Here is a 1,452-nt window from a genome sequence, read left to right as displayed (position 1 = left end):
CTTCTGCGCCGCGCTCGAGGAGGAGCAGGCCAAGCACGTACCTGGCTTCAACCGCATCTTCCTGACTTTCTCCAGGCGCAAGCGCAAGCTGGCCGGTACTTCCGACTTCATTGTCGACAACCACCGCATCAACATCGCCGACGACCAGGTGTTCGAGCGCGATCCGGTCAATCTGCTCAGGCTGTTCTGGTTCGCCGACAAGCACGGTCTGGAATTCCACCCTGACGCGCTGAAGCTGCTGACCCGTTCGCTCGGCCTGGTCAACAAGTCGCTGCGGCGCGACGAGGAGGCCAACCGGCTGTTCCTCGACATATTGACCTCGGATCGCAATGCCGAACTCAATCTGCGTCGCATGAACGAAGCCGGACTGCTCGGCAGGCTGATCCCGGATTTCGGCAAGATCGTCGCCATGATGCAGTTCTCGATGTACCACCACTACACGGTGGACGAGCATCTGATCCGCTGCATCGGCGTGCTGGCCGAGATCGAGCGCGGCGACGGCGAAAAGGTCCACCCCTTGTCGCACACGCTGATGCCGGGCCTGAAGAAGAGCCGCGAGGCGCTCTATGTCGCCGTACTGCTGCACGACATCGCCAAAGGCAGGCCGGAGGACCATTCCGAGGCCGGGGCCAGGATCGCCCGTCGCATCTGCCCGCATATGGGGCTGTCGCCTGCCGATACCGAAACCGTGGCCTGGCTGGTCGAGAACCACCTCGTGATGTCGATGACGGCGCAGACCCGCGACCTCAACGACCGCAAGACCATCGAGGATTTTGCCGCGATCGTGCAGTCGGTCGAGCGGCTGAAGCTGCTTTTGATCCTCACCGTCTGCGACATCAGGGGCGTCGGACCCGGTGTCTGGAACGGCTGGAAGGGCCAGCTGCTGCGCACGCTCTACTACGAGACCGAATTGCTGCTGACCGGCGGGTTTTCGGAAGTGTCGCGCGCGCAGCGCACGGCGGCGGCGCGCGAGCGCCTGGCCGAGGCGCTTGCCGACTGGCCGGACAAAGCCCGCAAGCGCTATGTCGGCCAACACTACGAGAATTACCTTTTGACCGTCGATCTCGCAGACCAGTTGCGCCATGCCGAGTTCATCCGCGAAGCCGACGTGTCAGGCAACAAGCTTGCCACCATGGTCAAGACCCACCAGTTCGAGGCGGTGACCGAAATCACCGTGCTGGCGCAGGACCACCCCCGTCTGCTCTCGGTCATCGCCGGGGCTTGCGCCGGAGCCGGCGGCAACATTGTCGACGCGCAGATCTTCACGACGTCGGATGGCCGCGCCCTCGACACGATCCTGATCAGCAGAGAATTCGATCGCGACGAGGATGAGCGCCGGCGTGCCGAGCGTGTCGGCCGGCTGATCGAGGACGTGCTGTCGGGCAAGAGCTGGCTGCCGGAAATGATCGAGAAGCGCACCAAGCCGCGGCGCGGCTCCAAGGTGTTCAAGAT

Annotated in this window: 1 protein-coding gene; it reads left to right on the top strand. The window is 63.6% G+C overall.

The window, feature by feature from the left end; genetic code table 11:
* A partial coding sequence (gene glnD, locus EN939_RS34005; RefSeq protein WP_127271803.1) for a [protein-PII] uridylyltransferase occupies positions 1 to 1,452 on the top strand: 1,452 nt, incomplete at both ends.

It is taken from the genome of Mesorhizobium sp. M7A.F.Ca.CA.002.05.1.1 (assembly GCF_003998335.1).
Classification (GTDB): domain Bacteria; phylum Pseudomonadota; class Alphaproteobacteria; order Rhizobiales; family Rhizobiaceae; genus Mesorhizobium.
Note: the sequence above shows the minus strand (reverse complement) of the source record. Positions and strands in the feature narration are given on the sequence as shown.